Annotated in this window: 12 protein-coding genes; 8 read left to right on the top strand and 4 right to left on the bottom strand. The window is 60.4% G+C overall.

Annotated features, from left to right (window positions below; genetic code table 11):
- Nucleotides 1-12: 12 nt before the first annotated feature.
- Nucleotides 13-681, bottom strand: a complete 669-nt coding sequence (locus tag ADM64_RS09270; protein ID WP_224783712.1) for a TetR family transcriptional regulator — start codon at nucleotides 679-681, stop codon at nucleotides 13-15.
- 192 nt (nucleotides 682-873) lie between these two features.
- Here ADM64_RS09270 and bioB point away from each other — a divergent pair, with 192 nt between their 5' ends.
- The 6 genes from bioB (at nucleotide 874) to nadC (ending at nucleotide 6,651) form a co-directional block, all read left to right on the top strand.
- Nucleotides 874-1,881, top strand: coding sequence for a biotin synthase BioB (gene bioB, locus ADM64_RS09265; RefSeq protein ID WP_049193982.1), 1,008 nt, complete (start codon nucleotides 874-876; stop codon nucleotides 1,879-1,881).
- Nucleotides 1,868-2,170, top strand: a complete 303-nt coding sequence (locus tag ADM64_RS09260; RefSeq protein WP_016422960.1) for a hypothetical protein — start codon at nucleotides 1,868-1,870, stop codon at nucleotides 2,168-2,170. The genes bioB and ADM64_RS09260 overlap by 14 nt, the downstream gene beginning before the upstream one ends.
- A 75-nt stretch (nucleotides 2,171-2,245) precedes the next feature.
- Entirely contained in the window at nucleotides 2,246-2,824 is a 579-nt protein-coding gene (locus ADM64_RS09255; RefSeq protein ID WP_049193981.1) for a hypothetical protein, read from the top strand.
- Nucleotides 2,825-3,116: 292 nt separating this feature from the next.
- On the top strand, nucleotides 3,117-4,193 hold the full coding sequence (gene nadA / locus ADM64_RS09250; RefSeq protein WP_049193980.1) for a quinolinate synthase NadA: 1,077 nt from the start codon (nucleotides 3,117-3,119) through the stop codon (nucleotides 4,191-4,193).
- Nucleotides 4,194-4,203: 10 nt separating this feature from the next.
- The gene (gene nadB / locus ADM64_RS09245) at nucleotides 4,204-5,763 is read left to right on the top strand and encodes an L-aspartate oxidase (protein WP_049170299.1); all 1,560 of its coding nucleotides are present in this window, start codon (nucleotides 4,204-4,206) and stop codon (nucleotides 5,761-5,763) included.
- Between the two features lie 6 nt (nucleotides 5,764-5,769).
- Nucleotides 5,770-6,651 carry a carboxylating nicotinate-nucleotide diphosphorylase gene (gene nadC, locus ADM64_RS09240; protein WP_016422956.1) on the top strand — a complete coding sequence of 294 codons (882 nt, stop codon included), beginning with the start codon at nucleotides 5,770-5,772 and terminating at the stop codon, nucleotides 6,649-6,651.
- Nucleotides 6,652-6,686: 35 nt separating this feature from the next.
- Here nadC and ADM64_RS09235 read toward each other — a convergent pair whose 3' ends face one another.
- The 3 genes from ADM64_RS09235 to ADM64_RS09225 are packed head-to-tail and all read right to left on the bottom strand — an operon-like array spanning nucleotide 6,687 to nucleotide 10,886.
- The gene (locus ADM64_RS09235; protein WP_016422955.1) at nucleotides 6,687-7,262 is read right to left on the bottom strand and encodes a hypothetical protein; all 576 of its coding nucleotides are present in this window, start codon (nucleotides 7,260-7,262) and stop codon (nucleotides 6,687-6,689) included.
- 50 nt (nucleotides 7,263-7,312) lie between these two features.
- Nucleotides 7,313-9,139 (bottom strand): hypothetical protein, encoded by a 1,827-nt coding sequence (locus tag ADM64_RS09230; protein WP_241486356.1) that lies wholly within the window; start codon nucleotides 9,137-9,139, stop codon nucleotides 7,313-7,315.
- 40 nt (nucleotides 9,140-9,179) lie between these two features.
- Nucleotides 9,180-10,886, bottom strand: a complete 1,707-nt coding sequence (locus ADM64_RS09225; protein WP_049193976.1) for a hypothetical protein — start codon at nucleotides 10,884-10,886, stop codon at nucleotides 9,180-9,182.
- A gap of 296 nt (nucleotides 10,887-11,182) precedes the next feature.
- Between ADM64_RS09225 and hisD the strand changes: the two genes are divergently transcribed.
- Together hisD and ADM64_RS09215 are read left to right on the top strand one after the other, a co-directional pair.
- The gene (hisD, locus tag ADM64_RS09220) at nucleotides 11,183-12,535 is read left to right on the top strand and encodes a histidinol dehydrogenase (protein WP_049190028.1); all 1,353 of its coding nucleotides are present in this window, start codon (nucleotides 11,183-11,185) and stop codon (nucleotides 12,533-12,535) included.
- Nucleotides 12,535-13,677, top strand: a complete 1,143-nt coding sequence (locus ADM64_RS09215; RefSeq protein WP_049193975.1) for a histidinol-phosphate transaminase — start codon at nucleotides 12,535-12,537, stop codon at nucleotides 13,675-13,677. The genes hisD and ADM64_RS09215 overlap by 1 nt, the downstream gene beginning before the upstream one ends.
- Nucleotides 13,678-13,683 lie beyond the last annotated feature (6 nt).

Below are 13,683 nucleotides of genomic sequence, written 5' to 3'. Positions count from 1 at the left end.
TTTCAGCGGGGCTTACTGACCTGCAATCCCCTTAGTCTCCGCAACCCCCGCAATTCCGGCGATAAAGAGCTCGGTTCCCAGTGCAATGCGCTGGCGGCCGAGCTCTTTTGTCTGTGTAGCCGTATCTTCAGAGGAAATCTCGACCTCAGCGTCCTTACCGGCGGTGTTCTCGCCACTGGCATCACCATTGTCGGAAACGCCCTTGGCGCCATTTAGATTAAGCGCGATGGCTGTCTGCTGGTCGACTGTCGCACCGAGAATGAAGTACACGAGGACAGACGCGGTATCAGCCGCTGATGGGGTGCTGATGGAGGTTTCGGATGCGTTCTCCAGGACGTCGGCAAGCAGTTGTTCGGGGCGAATCGTGGCGGTGCCCGTAGCGAGCGCGGCCGAGACGACCTCGGCGCCATCCCGATGAGCGGTGAGGCAGGAGTAGAGCAGCTCGGCGACGGCTTCGATGTCGGCACGCCAATCGCCTGTGGCGGAAAACTCTGTGCAGGGAGCCAAGATGCGGTCAGCGACGGCGCCCAGCAGTGCCTGCTTGGAAGGGTAGTGCCAGTACATTGCGCCAGCGGCGGTACCCAAGTGGCGAGTCAGGCGGCGGATCGTGAGATCGCCGAGTCCGTACTCGTTGAGAATGGTGAGAGCTGCGTCGACAATGATGTCCTTGGTCAATTGCACACTGCCTACCGTAGACGAAAGAAGAATCATCTGGAAGATGTCTCAAGGCTGAAATGGGGAGCGTAAATCCGCGACACGACGGGAATTGAACCCTGTTCGACATTCTGTAGCTGCGGTATTAAGTTTGATAACTGTACAACTTCTGAAACGGTGTTCAAGTTTTATCCCCAGCCTCAAGGAGCGTCACCCCCCATGACTCAACAGCAGCAGGACATTTTGGAACTCGCCCGCGAAAAGGTGCTCGCCCGCGGAGAGGGGCTGAACTACGAGGAGACCCTGGCGGTTCTCAACCTCGACGACGACAGCATCGAGAAACTGCTGGCGCTGGCTCATGAGGTGCGCTTGAAGTGGTGCGGCGAAGAGGTCGAGGTTGAAGGCATTATCTCGTTGAAGACTGGCGGCTGCCCAGAGGATTGCCACTTCTGTTCGCAGTCGGGTCTGTTCGAGTCTCCGGTACGTTCGGCATGGCTGGATATCCCGGCTCTGGTGGACGCCGCCAAGCAGACTGCAAAGTCTGGTGCGACTGAGTTCTGCATCGTTGCTGCAGTAAAGGGGCCGGATGAGCGACTGCTCAGCCAGATGGAACAGGCCGTCGCCGCCATTCAGGCAGAGGTTGACATTAATGTGGCCGCATCGATGGGCATTCTGACGCAGGAACAGGTGGATCGCCTGGCCAAGGCTGGTATTCACCGCTACAACCACAACCTTGAGACCGCCAAGAGCTACTTCCCGCAGGTCGTGACCACCCACACTTGGGAAGAGCGCCATGACACCCTGCGCATGGTCGGCGAAGCTGGCATGGAAGTCTGCTGTGGCGGCATCCTGGGTATGGGCGAGACCCTTGAGCAGCGTGCTGAGTTTGCTCAGGACCTGGCGGCGCTCAACCCGACCGAGGTGCCGATGAACTTCCTCGACCCGCGCCCGGGCACTCCGTTCGCCGGTCGCGAGCCGATGCCAGCTAAGGATGCACTGCGTGCCATCGGTGCCTTCCGTTTGGCACTGCCGAAGACTATCTTGCGTTTTGCTGGTGGTCGTGAGCTCACCCTGGGAGACCTGGGCGCAGAAAAGGGGCTGCTCGGCGGTATCAACGCTGTCATTGTCGGTAATTACCTGACCACTCTGGGCCGTCCGGCGGAGCAGGATCTAGACATGCTTGGCAAGGTACGACTCCCAATTAAGGCTCTCAATGCAACTGTCTAAGCCTCGGACATCTAGCCCGCGCTCGCCGCGGAGTAAGAAAGTCGACTCCACAGAGCTGCTCCAGGCCATGGTGCTGGGAGATGAGCCCAAGTTCGATCCTTTTACCGGCGCCGACCTCGAAGCTGGTGAAGTGCGCGAACGCTCCTATGGTGCAAAAGCTGGACTGGAGGCGCCTCGGTTCTGCCAGCTCTGTGGGCGCCGGATGGTGGTGCAGGTGCGTCCGGACGGCTGGACTGCAAAGTGCTCGCGCCACGGCGAAGTGGACTCCGTTATGTTGGAGCAGCGATAAAAGGCGCTGGTTGTGCTAGTGCGCCATTCGGGCACGCTAGTACTGGATGTGCGCCGTGAGGTAAGTTAGTCAACTATGACTATGAAAAATACCCGAGTCCCACACGTTGAAAAGCAGAGCGTGGCAATGGCCTCGGGTATTGTTCTCTTTTCCGTTGTAACGGGAACGATAGCCGGAGTGGCCTGGGCATTCTTACGCCCCAAGCAGCAAGTGCAAATGCTCCCGGATAACCAACTAGCGATTATTCAGGAAACCGTTGACGCTGGTTTTATTGGGCTGCTCTGGTTTGTTGCTGTCACTGCCATCAGCGGCCTGGTGCTGGGAATTACTACCTTCCGAAACCGTGCCATCACGACGCCTGTGCAGATGCTCACAGCAATTGGCTGGGCAGGTTTCTCCGCGTTGATGAGCGCAGCAGTGACGTACCTCGTCGGTCAGTCGGTTGCGGCATTGCTCCAGCCGGATCTGGCGGGCATGCAGCCGGGCGATAAGTTCTCGGTGATTCCAGACTTCAAAACCTATGTAGCACTGCTCGTCGCGCCACTGGTTGCCATGCTCGCACTGTGGTCCCGGGTGTTGTTCCAAACGGACTTCACGGAAGGTAACGAGAGCGCTGCGGACAATGTTGCGGACGCAGATTCGGTCACTAAGTGAGGCAGTGAGGTTCTGCGCGGGGGCCGTCGTAAAGCACTATTTCCTACTGAACAGGGGTAGTTATTGGGAAATAGGCTTATACAAGCCTTACAATTTTGGGAAATAGGTTCGTCTTCGATGTCAGTATTCGCCCCGATTTAGGGGCTTTTTCGATATTGTGTGGCGAGCTTAGGTCTCTTGCACTTGCCCGTTTGAGTCCGCTGCGAATGCCTCCGGGGACCGTTGCCGGTAACGGTGACGGCGTTTTTTCCGGTCGTAGCCACAGCCCATTGAAGTAAGGACGTAGTTTTCCGTGAATACCAGCCTTGCGGCCAATGCTTCCAGCCTGCCGCGCCTTGAATCGGATCTGTACGAATCGGTAGTCGATAAAGATGGCCGCTACGGTGGCGTAATTGCAGATGAGCGCTGGGCCCAGGAGATTAGGCGCCTCGCCCGCGAACGCAATGCCGTAATTCTTGCGCACAACTACCAGCTGCCGGAGATTCAGGATATTGCCGATTACACCGGCGACTCCCTCGGACTTTCCCGCATCGCTGCGGAAACCGATGCTGACGTCATCGTCTTCTGTGGTGTCCACTTCATGGCGGAAACCGCCAAAATTCTGAGCCCAGAGAAGACCGTCCTCATCCCGGATGAGCGCGCCGGCTGCTCCCTGGCGGACTCCATCACTGCAGACGAACTGGCCGAGTGGAAGGCTGAGAATCCCGGCGCACTGGTGGTCAGCTACGTCAACACCACGGCAGACGTAAAGGCTCTGACCGACATCTGCTGTACTTCCTCCAACGCCGTCGACGTGGTCAAGTCCATCCCGGAAGACCAGGAGATCCTGTTCAACCCGGATCAGTTCCTCGGCGCACACGTCCGCCGTGAGACCGGCCGCGACAACATCAAGGTATGGGCTGGTGAGTGCCACGTCCACGCCAACATCAATGGTGAGGAACTCGCGCACCGCGCGGAAGAGAACGCCGATTCGCAGCTGTTCATTCACCCGGAGTGCGGTTGCGCGAACTCTGCGATTTACCTCGCAGGTGAAGGCACCATCGAGCCCGAGCGCGTGCAGATGCTCTCCACCGGCGAGATGCTGACCGAGGCGCAGAAGCTGAAGGAGAACAAGCCCAACGGCAAGGTGCTCGTGGCCACTGAGGTGGGCATGCTCCACCAGCTGCGCAAGGCCGCACCGGATGTCGACTTTGAGCCGGTCAACGACCGCGCTTCCTGCTCGTACATGAAGCTCATCACTCCGGCGGCTCTGCTGCGCTGCCTCGTTGAGGGCACTGATGAAGTCGATGTCGAGCCGGATGTCGCCGACAAGGCGCGCGCTTCTGTCGAGCGCATGATCGCCATCGGTAACCCAGGCGGAGGCGAGTAACACGTTTGGTCTGCGCCCATCATTCGACAGTTGGACACTGACGTGTGACTTCCTCGTCATCGGCGGGGGAGTCGCAGGGCTCAGTGCTGCGCGTCGGGCCCTTGAGCTCGGCCTCGACGTGCTGGTTATCGACAGCGTCGAGTGGCGCGTCGGTGCCCGCAAACAGCTACGTTTCGCCGATGCGGCCACGAATCTCGCACAGGGCGGGCTCGCGGTCGTCGGGCTTGACGACGACCCCAGCGGCCATGTGGCCAATGGGTTCGATGACACCACTGATTCCCACATCGCGGATACTCTCGATGCCGGTGCCGGCCACTGCGATGAAGGGGCCGTGGCTTCTATCATCCGTGCTGGCGCTGCGGCGACCGAGTGGCTGATAGGGCTAGGCGCTACATTCGACCCGGCGCGGGATAACCCGGCCGTATATTCCCGCACCAAAGAGGGCGGACACCACGCGCGGCGCATCATTCATGCCGGCGGTGACGCCACTGGTGCTGAAATCGAGCGCGCCCTAGAAGCCTCAGTTACCGGCGTGCGAGTACTACAAAACGCCACAGCGCGCCAGCTCATCGTTGGCAAAGACGGCCGCGTGCTGGGGGCGCTGGTAGCGGATCCCCGTGGGGGTGGAGCTATTCGAGCAGGCGCCACTCTGCTGGCTACCGGCGGCGTGGGCCATATTTACCGCGCGACCACGGCCCCCTCGGGTGCCCGCGGTGAGGCTATCGGCATGGCCTCCGATGCTGGCGCGGAGATTCGGGACATGGAGTTTATCCAGTTTCACCCGACGGTGCTCTATGACGAGCGCTCGGCATCAGATGGCACCGGCCGACGCCATCTCATCAGCGAGGCTGTCCGTGGTGAAGGAGCCATTCTCGTCGACTCCCGGGGCAACAGTGTGACCGCCGGCGTTGACCCTCGCGGGGACCTGGCTCCGCGCGATATCGTCTCGCGCGCCATCGCGACTCGCATGCGCGAGCTCGGCGAGGACCACGTCTTCCTCGACGCACGTCACATCGACAACTTCGCCGCCCGCTTTCCGACGATCACAGCGGGCCTGACCGCAGCGGAGATTGATCCGACCAAGGACCTCATTCCCGTGGCCCCGGCGGTCCACTACACCTGTGGTGGTATTGCCGTCGACCCATTCGGTGCAACTAGTGTGCCGGGCCTCTATGCGGCCGGCGAATGCTCCGCAACAGGGCTCCACGGTGCCAACAGGTTGGCCTCCAATTCGTTGCTGGAGGGCCTGGTCGTCGGCAAGCGGGTGGTCGAAAAAGTCGCTGAAACACACGCTGTGCCGGTCGGGGACGAGGAATTCGCAGCGGCCGTTGAAAGCCTGCCTCAGCCACGGTCAGAACTGGAACCACGGCAGCTTTTCCGGTTGCAGACGGCGATGCAGGAAGGCGCTGGTGTAACGCGTAATGAGCAGAGCTTGCGGCAGGCGTTGGCGGTTATCGATCGGCTCCCGCAATCGGTTCAGGTCGTGGCCGCAAGGAAAGTCGTCGAAGCAGCATTGGCACGACCATATACTTTGGGGTGCCACACTTGGTTTGAAAAGGATGGGGATTAGCTAACCATGACTCTTGAGAAGGACACTCTGCGCGGGGTGCTGAACGAAAACATCACCCGTGGCCTCATTCGGACGGCACTACAGGAAGACATGAGCTTCGGGCCGGATGTGACCTCGCTGTCGACAGTCTCGGCATCTGCGCAGGCACTCGCCCGCCTGGTGGCCCGGCAAGAGGGCGTTATCGCGGCAATCGATGCGGTGGAGTGGACGCTGCAGGAGGTCATCTCGGGTGAGTTCACCGTCGAAAAGCACGTTGAAGATGGCACCCTGGTGCGTCCTGGCACAGTGCTGGCAACGATTTCTGCGCCGACTCGGGGGTTGCTGACTGCTGAGCGGACAATGCTGAATATCCTCACGCACGCCAGTGGTGTAGCTACTGCGACGCGCCAGTGGGCTGACGCGATTATCGGCACCGGTGCGCGGGTGCGCGATTCCCGAAAGACGCTGCCGGGGCTGCGCAACCTGGAAAAGTATGCTGTGACCTGCGGCGGCGGAATTAACCACCGCTACGCTTTGGGCGATGAAGCACTGATTAAGGACAATCACGTGGTGGCTGTCGGTTCCGTGTCCGGTGCGTTGAAGAGGGTGCGGGATCAGTACCCGGAGCTGCCGTGTGAGGTGGAAGTCGATACCCTCGCACAGCTCGATGAGATCCTGCCGATGAAGCCGGACATCGTCATGCTGGACAACTTCGAGGTCTGGGAGACCCAGATTGCGGTGCAGCGCCGCTCGCAGATTTCTCCGGCCACGCAGCTTGAGTCCTCTGGTGGACTGACCATCGATGTGGCTCGTGAGTACGCGTCCTGTGGTGTCGATTACCTGGCTGTGGGCGCGCTAACCCACTCGGCCAAGGTGTTCGATGTCGGACTCGACTTCGACGAGCAGTAGCTGAATCAGCCCCCGGTATCGCTTCGCAGCTTCGCCTACAAGCGACGGGCGATTTCCGCGCCAATCTCGCTTAGTGCCGACCCCCAGCGCTCCCGCGATTGCTCATCACAGGTTTCCTGTGCGCGGTAAAGCGCCTTCTCTGCAGCAGCGACATCGCCCAAATGCAGGTGGCACTGTGCAATTTGTGCAAGCAGAGGCACGGCCTGGATATTGAGGTTATCGGACTGGAAAAGTCCCGCCGCCAACTCCAGGTGATCAATGGCGCGCCCTTGATGTCCTCGACGAATCTCTGCCTGGCCGTTCAAGGTGTGCCACATCGCCCAGCGCAAGTGGCGCGGAGGGGTGTCCGCAGTCGGCTCGAAGCCGTCTTTCTCCAGGTTATCCAGCAAATCCAACCAGTCCGCGGCCTTGTCCATCAGCTTCGGTGCAGAGCCACGGATGGGGCGCCCCAGACTGTCGGTCTGCGGAGCATCCGCCTCGTCGCCGAGCTCCTCGAACCCCTGCATCAGAGTTAGGGCTGCTTCCCAGAGGTTGTTTTCCTCAGCCAATGCCGTGGCGGCGTCGAAAAGCTGCTGCGGGCTAGAAGTCGCGGAATCACCAGAAGTAGTCATGACCTAACACTCTACTTTGTGCCACCGCCAGCACCGAAGTGGGCGGGGCGCTAGTATTCGTCGTCAAGCGATTGAATGATGATGACGTCAAGGGCATCGAGAACAGGATGGCCTTCCCACACGTCGCGGGGCAGAAGCTCTTCGACGCGCCGGGCGTAGGCGGCGGCACCGTCGGAATCACCCGCGTCGAGACGGTATCGAACCCCCGCCAGCAGCGCGCGGGCGGCTTCCTCGCCATCGCCGGACTGCAGGTAGCCCTTCGCGGCGGCTTCCACATGGTTGATGGCCAAAGTGTCGCGGCCAGCGGAGTAGAAGACGTAGGCGGCATCGTCGTGCCAGTCGGCGAGTGACCAGTCGTCGGAGATGAGCTTCTGAGAACGCAGCAGAAGGTCCTCAGCCTCGTTGAGCGTGTGGTCAATGACGGCGGAAGCGTCCTCGGAGACGATCTCGGCGGTGAATTCGGAGCCCTCTTCGGAAATGACCAGGTCAATGACATGAATGATGGAACGTGCAGCCTGGCGGTAGGCCTTGGCAGCGCCCTTGGTATCGCCGTTGCGTTCAAGGTGCTCGCCGTGTTCGATGAGCAGCTTTGCCGCCTGGCGGGGATTATTGCCGAGACCCGCGGCTGCGGAGGCAATAGAAAAAGCCGCGTCGGTGCGTTCTTCATCGGCGGTAAATGCTGACCAGTGCGCAACTGGTTCGGCAAAGCGCAGCGCCTCGTCAACCTCGTCGGCGTCGAGGAGACTGCGGGCCAGAACGAGCTGGATATCCATGGTGATGGGGTTGACCGGAATGCCTTCGGCGCTGGCGAGCGCGCGGCGGGCAATTGCGGCGGATTCCGCGAAATCGCCGTGGGCGTTGAGAAGCGCACAGAGCAGACGCACGCTGCGAAGCACCGCGACCGTGAGTCCTGCATCGAGACCAGCCTGCACGATTGGGCGTAGCTGGCGGATTGCCTCCGCTTCCTCACCAGCTTCCAGAGAGAGGAAAGCCAGGAATTGGCGAGCTTCAATCGTCGTGGTGACGGGTTCCGACTGAGGGGCTGCCGCGACGCTGGCTGCGATGCGGGCGGCCCTGCGCAGCTCACCACGGCTGTGCGCGAGCTGCGCCTCCAATAGCTTGCGGTCATCAAAACTGCTTCGCTTTGGTGCCCAGCGTGCGGACCATTCAGAGAGTTGACCGGCGATTTCCGCCCGGCGCGCCAGCGATGCTGCGGCACCAGCAACAGCCGCGCTGACCAGGTAGTAATAGGCCTCCCCGGGCTGTGGAGTGGTGGCGACGATGTCCTTAGTAAGCCTGATCAGCTCGGGGATTTCGGAGTCCTCGGGGCGCCGGCCGGTGATGGCATCACCTGGGTTGGCGTCGATGAAGGCCTCTGCCTCGGCGAATGCTCCGTAGGAGCGTGCGTGCAAGATCGCGGGGCGGATGTTGGCCTCAGTTGCCCAGCGCAGCCACTCGGCGCGTGCAGCAGCGGCTTCTTCTACCAATTCCAGTTGGTCGGCAACTGCATGCCTAAGTGCGTGGAATTCGCCAATGACATCGGGGGAGTTGGTAGGCGCGTCGGCCAACCAGTGCGTGTGGGCGAACTTGGTGACAGCGCGCCAACTGGTGACGTGGTCGAGCGTGGCACCGGCCTTGCGGGAAATAACCAGCAGCTCCGGGAGGGAGTCCGGCAATGCCTTTAGCGGATTGGGCAGGGGAGGAAAGTCCAAGGGATCGGACGAGTTCTCCGTTGCTGATGCGTTTTCCGAATTCACTGACACGTGGTCGGCAGCGATGCCGGCATCCCAATCGCCAACTTGAATTTCAGACTCAGAGTTTTCTTCTTCCCACCAGACCATTGGACTATCTTCGCCCGTGGCATCGGGAAGATGCAAAACTGCTTTGCTTTTCAGACCTGTACAGCCGGATGCGCTGTTAATCCGGGTTTGAAAAGCTACGCATTAGTTCACGAACTTCATCGCGCACCGGGTGATCCGGGCCGACTAGGTCGCCGATGCGAATCGCGAACCGGCGGGCGCGTTCCTCATTGTTATCACTAGCAGCAGCACGCACCGCGATAGTCAGTGTGCGGGCCGCGTCGGCAGGGGCGTGGGCTTCTAAGAAAAGCTCGGCAGCTTCGTCGGAGTACTTGTACACGCCGTCGTTGTCCCACACAGACCAGCACAGCAGCGCCTGCGCTTCGTGCCACTTGGCCGATTCCCAGGACCCAACCACGTAGCCACGTGAGCGTTCCATCAGGTGGTCGGTCAACTCACTTGTGGCGCCCACGTTACTGAGTGATAGTGCGGCATTCATCAGAGTTTCCGCAGGTGAAATCGGTGACGAGTATCCGGCACGAATATCGGCCAGCGCGTCGAAGAGCACTGCCGCATGTTCAGTATTTCCCTCTTGGACTGCCGATTCCGCCGCAATAGCACAGGAAAAATCAGTACGCGCGGAATCCTGGGTAGGCTCAGACCACTTTGCAACCGACTCCGCTTCCTGGCCGGCGTGGCGGAAATCTCCGAGCTCGTACAGTGCCGTTGCCTTCAGCAGCGCGATTTCCATGGTGACTTCACAGTCGGGGTAGTCTTCTGACACGTCCTGGGCGCGCTGAGTCAGCTTCAGCATCTCCTCGGCATCGGGTTTGTTGTGTGCGACCTCGAAGTTGATGTCTGCCATCTCACGAACCGCGAGAATATAGTCAGTGTCCAGTCTGTGCTGGTCCGCGACTGCCACGTTGTTCGACAGCATTCGGAACGCGGTATCGCTATTACCGGTCTCTATCGAGTACCGTGCCAAATTCTGCCTCAGCTCAAGGCCCGCGATTACGGAGCGGTTACCGATTGCATTGAGCTGTGAGGCGCAAAGTCGCGCTGCGTCGACGACCTTCCCGGCTCGGTGCAGCAGTGATGCCTCCGTTAGAGTCTTCGCCAGCGCAATCGACTCAAACTTATCCTCATTCGGCAGTGCCCGAATCATCTCGTGCAGCTCCTGTGCCAAGTCCTCACGGTTGACCTTTCGCAAGGCGCTCGCAATCCGAATCAGCGCGTCAGTCAGTGCCGCCCGCTTCTTCCACTGGCGGGGGCTAAACGGTTCATCCGCTTCTTCGCTTGCCGACGATTCCTGCGGCCGCAGCCCATCCGCATCCGTGGTCACCGCGCTGTGACTGCTGGTTGGGGCATCCAGATTGTCGGCAAGCACGAGTGCCCGGTACGAGGTGATTTCCCTGCTCATGCGTGCGATGAGGGGGATTTCGGTCTCTGCGGCAGCAGAGGTTGGACCATCGGCGATAAAGGTGGTGTAGCGGCGGGCTTCGTCTGCTGCCAGCCGTGCCCGGGCGCGCCAGTACTCCGGCACATTGTCGTTATCGGATGCCCATACCATCCAGTTCAGGGCGGCATCGTGCGCAGCTGTCATCATGCCGAGCGATTCGGTGACCTCGCGGACTATGCGGTAAAACGCGCCGACGTGTTCGGTAACGCCGTGGGCTTCCGGAGCAGAAAAGAGTTGTGGGTTGTAGAAATGATGCGCGAAAACTGATTCCAGTTGGCGCGTGGCCAGGGAATTGTCGGCTGCGGTCGCATCTGCGTAGGCTGCGACGAGCTCCGGCAAATCCGGGCTGTTTCCTTCCTGGTTCAACAGCTGACCTTTCTACGACTGGTTACTACTTTCCTTAACACTGTAATGGGTCACTGTGGCGGAGCTAACTTGCGCCACAGTATGAGGGGTTAAATGGGGCAATCGGTATGAACCGGGCGTGCGAAAGATATGCTTAGTTCATACTCAAGGGTGCCTTTAAGGGCGAATAGTAGCGAAAACCGTGGATAAAGTCTTTGGCTTTGACCGAGATTTTCAATACTTTGTTGTCATTTCTTTGTCACTCTGAAGTGCTCACGTATGAATCCATCGTGCGAATAGGCGGTTACTAATTAATTATGTTGTCCACTATTGATCTTCGCGGTCAGACTCCCACCACCGCCACTCTGCGTCGAGTGTTGCCGCGCGGTGCGGCAGACGTTGATTCCATGATTCCCACGGTCAAGCCCGTTGTCGATGACGTGGCAGCCCGTGGTGTGGAAGCGGCGATGGAGTACTCCGAGAAGTTCGACCGTATTCGTCCGGCATCCATGCGCGTTCCAGCGGAGGTTATCGATGCCGCGGAAGCCGCGCTGGAAGAGGACGTCCGCTCTGCTCTGCAGGAGTCCATCGGGCGCGTGCGCGCGTTCCACGCTGCTCAGAAGCCGAATGACAAGACTGTTGAAATTCTTCCCGGCGGCATTGTCCGTGAGAAGTGGATTCCGGTTTCGCGCGTCGGTCTTTACGTCCCCGGGGGCAATGCCGTCTACCCGTCGTCTGTATTGATGAACGTCATCCCAGCTCAGGAAGCTGGTGTGGAGTCCCTCGTCGTCGCCTCTCCGCCGCAGGCCGACAACGACGGCTGGCCGCACCCGACCATCCTGGCTGCCTGCAAGCTGCTTGGCGTGACCGAGGTGTGGGCCGTCGGCGGTGCACAGGCCGTCGCACTGCTCGCATACGGCGATGAAAATGAGAGCCTCGAGCCGGTCGACATGGTCACCGGTCCGGGCAACATCTTCGTTACCGCCGCTAAACGTCTGTGCCGCTCGGTCGTCGGTATCGACGCCGAAGCTGGCCCGACCGAAATCGCCATTCTTGCAGATAACGCCGCTGATCCTGTCTCCGTCGCCTACGACCTGATTTCCCAGGCAGAGCACGACATCATGGCCGCCAGCGTACTTATTACCGACGACGCCGATTTCGCCGCCGCTGTCGACCGCGAGGTCGAAAACCGCTACGAGGTCACCATGAACGCCGACCGCGTTCGTGAGGCGCTCACCGGCAAGCAGTCTGGCATCGTGCTTGTCGACGACATGAATATCGGCATCCAGGTTGCAGACGCCTACGCCGCTGAGCACCTGGAGATCCACACCGAAAACGCGCAGGCCGTTGCCGAACGCATTACCAACGCTGGCGCAATCTTCATCGGTCGCTTCTCGCCGGTGCCGCTGGGCGATTACTCGGCCGGCTCCAACCACGTGTTGCCGACCTCCGGTACCGCCCGCCACGCCTCTGGTCTGTCAACGCACACCTTCCTCAAGTCGGTCCACATGATTGACTACAACGAGGCCGCGTTGAAGGAAGTTGCCGACAGCGTAGTAGTCCTGGCGAACGAAGAACGACTGCCAGCGCACGGCGAGGCCATCCGCGCCCGCTTTGAGACGCTTCTCGGCTCTGAGAGCAATGGCGCAGAAAAGGGGAACGACAACTAATGAGCAACCAGCCTGAGAACCAGTCACAGCCGTCGGTAGCCAAGTTGGCGCTGGCAGATCTGCCACTGCGCGACGAACTGCGCGGCGAGGAAGCCTACGGTGCTCCGCAGCTCGACGTCGATGTTCGCCTGAACACCAACGAAAACCCGTACCCGCCATCCGATGACCTCATCGCCGACCTAGTGGCGCAAGTGGAGAAGGTCGCCTCTGACCTCAACCGCTACCCGGACCGTGACGCAGTAGCACTGCGCAGCGCACTCGCCGACTATGTCACCCGCCAGACCGGCGTGGACATCACCGTTGACCAGGTATGGGCTGCCAACGGCTCCAACGAGATTCTCCAGCAGCTGCTGCAGGCATTCGGCGGGCCAGGGCGCAGCGCAATGGGGTTTGTGCCCAGTTACTCGATGCACCCAATCCTCTCGTCCGGCACGCAGACGGAGTTTATCGGCATCGACCGCGACCCGGAGACCTTCGACATCGACATGGATAGTGCGCTCGCGGCAATTGCCGAGCACCGTCCTGACGTCATCTTCATCACGACTCCGAACAACCCGACTGGCAACCTGACTACGCTCGCTGACTTGCGCCGCATTATTGAAGCCGCGCCGGGCATCGTCATTGTCGATGAGGCCTACGCCGAGTTCACTGAGGAGCCGTCGGCGACAACGCTGCTGGCTGAGTTCCCGTCGAAGCTGGTTGTCTCCCGCACGATGAGCAAGGCTTTCGACTTCGCAGGAGGCCGCCTCGGCTACTTCGTTGCTAACCCGGCATTTATTGATGCTGTGATGCTCGTACGTCTGCCATACCACCTGTCGACGTTGACGCAGGCCGCAGCCACAGTTGCACTTCGCCACTCGGATGCGACGCTGTCGACCGTCGCAAAGCTTGCCGACGAGCGTGACCGCGTCGTGGCCGCCCTGAACAGCTATGGCTACGACGTTATTGACTCGTACTCGAACTTCGTCTTCTTCGGGCGTTTCGCCGATGCCTCGACGGCATGGCAGAGCTTCTTGGCCGAGGGAGTACTCATCCGCGATGTTGGCGTGCCCGGTCGTTTGCGTGCCACTATTGGTCTGTCCAGCGAAAATGATGCGCTGCTGGCGGCGGCCAAGAAATTGGCAGCGACCGCGCTGGCTTAAGCGAAA

The organism is Corynebacterium sp. 401_CJEI, assembly GCF_001076435.1.
GTDB lineage: Bacteria > Actinomycetota > Actinomycetes > Mycobacteriales > Mycobacteriaceae > Corynebacterium > Corynebacterium jeikeium_D.
This window is presented reverse-complemented; position numbering and strand designations above follow the sequence as displayed.

Coding starts and splice junctions, on each gene's coding strand:
- bioB (WP_049193982.1), top strand. CDS start 874: ATGACTCAACAGCAGCAGGACATTTTGGAACTCGCCCGCGAAAAGGTG.
- ADM64_RS09260 (WP_016422960.1), top strand. CDS start 1,868: ATGCAACTGTCTAAGCCTCGGACATCTAGCCCGCGCTCGCCGCGGAGT.
- ADM64_RS09255 (WP_049193981.1), top strand. CDS start 2,246: ATGACTATGAAAAATACCCGAGTCCCACACGTTGAAAAGCAGAGCGTG.
- nadC (WP_016422956.1), top strand. CDS start 5,770: ATGACTCTTGAGAAGGACACTCTGCGCGGGGTGCTGAACGAAAACATC.
- ADM64_RS09235 (WP_016422955.1), bottom strand. CDS start 7,262: ATGACTACTTCTGGTGATTCCGCGACTTCTAGCCCGCAGCAGCTTTTC.
- hisD (WP_049190028.1), top strand. CDS start 11,183: ATGTTGTCCACTATTGATCTTCGCGGTCAGACTCCCACCACCGCCACT.
- ADM64_RS09215 (WP_049193975.1), top strand. CDS start 12,535: ATGAGCAACCAGCCTGAGAACCAGTCACAGCCGTCGGTAGCCAAGTTG.